Source organism: Brevibacterium picturae (genome assembly GCF_030453725.1).
Lineage (GTDB): Bacteria > Actinomycetota > Actinomycetes > Actinomycetales > Brevibacteriaceae > Brevibacterium > Brevibacterium sandarakinum_A.
In genome coordinates this window covers 1-3,032 of the sequence record NZ_JAKDJU010000260.1, presented here as the reverse complement: position 1 = coordinate 3,032, position 3,032 = coordinate 1, and the positions used below count along the sequence as shown (strand labels likewise).

Sequence of the window (3,032 nt, the reverse complement as noted above, 5' to 3'; positions counted from 1 at the left end):
GGGCGTTGGCGGTGTCGGCACGGGGCGGCTGACTGAGGGGCTCGGCGGAGCGGGAGACAGCCGCAGAATCGGTGTGACCGAGGACACTCGATATCGTTTTGCATTCTCCGAAACGGTTGGGATAAGCTTAACGTCGTTGCCCCGGGGGAATCCGAGGACAACCTGGGCCCCCATCGTCTAGAGGCCTAGGACACCGCCCTTTCACGGCGGCGACACGGGTTCGAATCCCGTTGGGGGTACGGTGTAGGATTGGAAAGTCCGACACCACAACGGATAGAATAGTTACACCAGTTAGGCCCTGTAGCGCAGTTGGTTAGCGCGCCGCCCTGTCACGGCGGAGGTCGCCGGTTCGAGTCCGGTCAGGGTCGCGGAGCACAAAGGCTCTTCTTCGGAAGGGCCTTTGTTTCTCTCAGCGTACTTCGGTATGTTGTCGGCCTGGCTCTGTAGCTCAGTTGGTAGAGCGTTCGACTGAAAATCGAAAGGTCACCGGATCGACGCCGGTCGGAGCCACCAAGCAACGAAAACCCTCGCCGCGGCGGGGGTTTTCGTGTGTCCGCAGCCCGTTCTGTCGGCGTCCCCTCCCGCAAATACCCAAAGGAACCATGCGCACTCCCCTGCTTCTCCCACTCCTCGTCTCACTTACCCTGCTCGCCGGCTGCCAAGGCGGATCGGGCTCAGGCTCTGCCGACAGCGGCGCAGACGAGGCTGGTTCAGCTTCGGCCGATAAGAGCAGCGGCTCCAGCAAAGGCGGCTCAAGCGAAGACGACGACGGCCTGATCCGTGACGCGCACCGGCTTAAGAGTGATGAGGAGTGCGGGTCCGACGCCACCTGCAGCCGAAGCGTGCTGGGCCAGCTCGTCGACGAACTCAAACTCAAGTGTGAAGAACCCACCCTGGGCGACTCTTGGACGTACGTCTACCTCGAAAACACCAGCCGCCCCTCGACCGAGACCGCAGAATGCCGCGAGCCTCTGGTCATGCTGGAAGCACCGATCGATGACTCCGGCACCGCCGTCGACTGGTCCATCGACGAGGAAACTGGCGGCGACTTCTACCACCCGGATTTCGACTCCCTGGTCAACGGAGCCTCCGGCACGGTCACCATGGTGACCGGCGAACATGACGGACACCCATGGAGAGCCGTCGGCGAGCATCGCCTGGTGGAGAAATTGGCGAAACTGCCGGGCACCGAGTCACTGCCGATCGGTGAACCCTGAGACCTGAGCATTGACGCCTGCCATGCTCTTCGGGCCGACCCATAGGGGTACTGCAATATTTGAGGCACCCACATGGATCAGACGCTCACCAACATTGAGAAGGATCTCGGAGCGGAGGCCTGGATGCGGATTCAGCGCACATCGACAGCTCACTCACCGTCACTCACAGGACCGGCTCTCCCGGACAGCCGCACTCGCCGGATTCGCTCATCGGCTTTGCGGTCCGGCCTGACGCCAACAGGGAACCCTCTGTGATTGCAAACACGTGTACTGTACAGTAACTTTGGTTCAACGAACTCACCGTTGAGACCACATGATGCAAAGGAGCAACCACATGAAACGTGGAACACAGATCGCCGGTGCACGGGTGCTGATCACCGGTGCAGGCAGCGGAATCGGACGCCTGATGGCCCTCGACGCCGCGGCACGTGGAGCCGCAGAGGTTCTGATCTGGGATCTCTCGGCTGAAAGCGGAAAGCGCGTTGCCGATGAGATCGCGGCGACCGGATCGCACGCCCGCTCGTTCACGGTCAACGTGGCCGACTCCGACCAGGTTGCCCTCATCGCAGAGGACACCGGACCAGTCGACGTCCTCGTCAACTGCGCTGGAATCGTCACCGGCAAGAAGCTGCTGGACGCAGATGAGGATGCCATCCGACGCGTCTACGACGTCAACGTCCTCGCCTTGTACTGGACGACACGTGCCTTCCTGCCCGGAATGCTCGAACGTGACCGCGGCAGCGTGGTCACCATCTCCAGCGCCGCAGGATTCACCGGTGTGGCCAAGCAGACCGACTACTCAGCCAGCAAATTCGCCGCGCTGGGCTTCACCGAGTCCCTGCGGAACGAGCTGCGCACCGACGGCAGCAACATCGGAACTCTCGTCGTGTGCCCGTTCTACATCAACACCGGCATGTTCGAAGGCGTCACCACGAAGTTCCCCCGCCTTCTGCCCATCCTCGAGGAGAACCACGTCGCCTCCAATGTCCTCGACTCCATCGAATCCGGGCGCGAACAGCTCGTCATGCCCTCACTGGTCCGCCTGCTGCCGGCCATGCGATTACTGCCGACACGGACCTTCGACCGAGTGCTGGACTTCCTCGGGGTCAACAAGACCATGGACCACTTCACCGGCCGCCGGCCCGTGTCTCCAGAGCCGAACACTGCTTCGCCGGCCGCCGAGCTGAATTCCGTCGAAGGCGCCGCCACGCACCCCTGACGAGGGACACGGCCTCCTCCTCTCATTGCCCCACGCCTGCTGGGTGGACAATGAGAGGAGGAGCAGCGTCACGATGGCCGCTTGCACAGCGACGCTGAGCAGAAGAGCCTGAGCAGGAGAGGCCGAGCATCAGAGCCTGCCCGGAAGGAGGACGCGATGGCCGTCACTGACCTGGTCCTCGAAGGCGGAGGAGCGAAACTGCCCGGACTCGTCGGTGCGGTCAATGCGCTGACCTCGGCCGACTATTCCATCCACCGCATCGCCGGAACCTCAGCCGGCGCAATCGTGGGCGCACTGACCACCGCGGGCATTCCGCCGGAGAGCCTCATCGAGACGGTCCTGGGCAAGGACTTCACCGACTTCGAAGATCTCAACCCGGCCTCCGGCCTCGTGCCGTGGCTCGGGAAGATCCAGGGGCTGCTGTTCCACAAGGGCATGTACCTGGGCACCGCACTCCACGACTTCCTTGACGACATCCTCACCTCACAGGGCATCCGCACCTGGGGAGACCTCCGCCTGGACGACCCCGACAGCGCGCTCCCCCCGGAGCGGCAGTACCGGCTCGTCGTCATCGTCTCCGACGTCTCCCGCGGCCG

Annotated in this window: 3 protein-coding genes and 3 tRNA genes; all 6 read left to right on the top strand. The window is 63.2% G+C overall.

Annotated features, from left to right (window positions below; translation table 11 throughout):
* The first annotated feature begins 166 nt into the window (after positions 1 to 166).
* Positions 167 to 239: transfer RNA gene (locus L0G76_RS15200), tRNA-Glu, on the top strand.
* Positions 240 to 294: 55 nt separating this feature from the next.
* Positions 295 to 368, top strand: a tRNA-Asp gene (locus L0G76_RS15195).
* A gap of 69 nt (positions 369 to 437) precedes the next feature.
* Positions 438 to 513, top strand: a tRNA-Phe gene (locus L0G76_RS15190).
* Between the two features lie 89 nt (positions 514 to 602).
* Entirely contained in the window at positions 603 to 1,217 is a 615-nt protein-coding gene (locus L0G76_RS15185; RefSeq protein WP_096158267.1) for a hypothetical protein, read from the top strand.
* A 334-nt stretch (positions 1,218 to 1,551) separates the two neighbouring features.
* Positions 1,552 to 2,436 (top strand): SDR family oxidoreductase, encoded by an 885-nt coding sequence (locus L0G76_RS15180; RefSeq protein WP_096158266.1) that lies wholly within the window; start codon positions 1,552 to 1,554, stop codon positions 2,434 to 2,436.
* Between the two features lie 156 nt (positions 2,437 to 2,592).
* Positions 2,593 to 3,032, top strand: a 440-nt coding sequence (locus tag L0G76_RS15175) for a patatin-like phospholipase family protein (RefSeq protein WP_304357980.1), incomplete at its 3' end; no start/stop codon positions are given.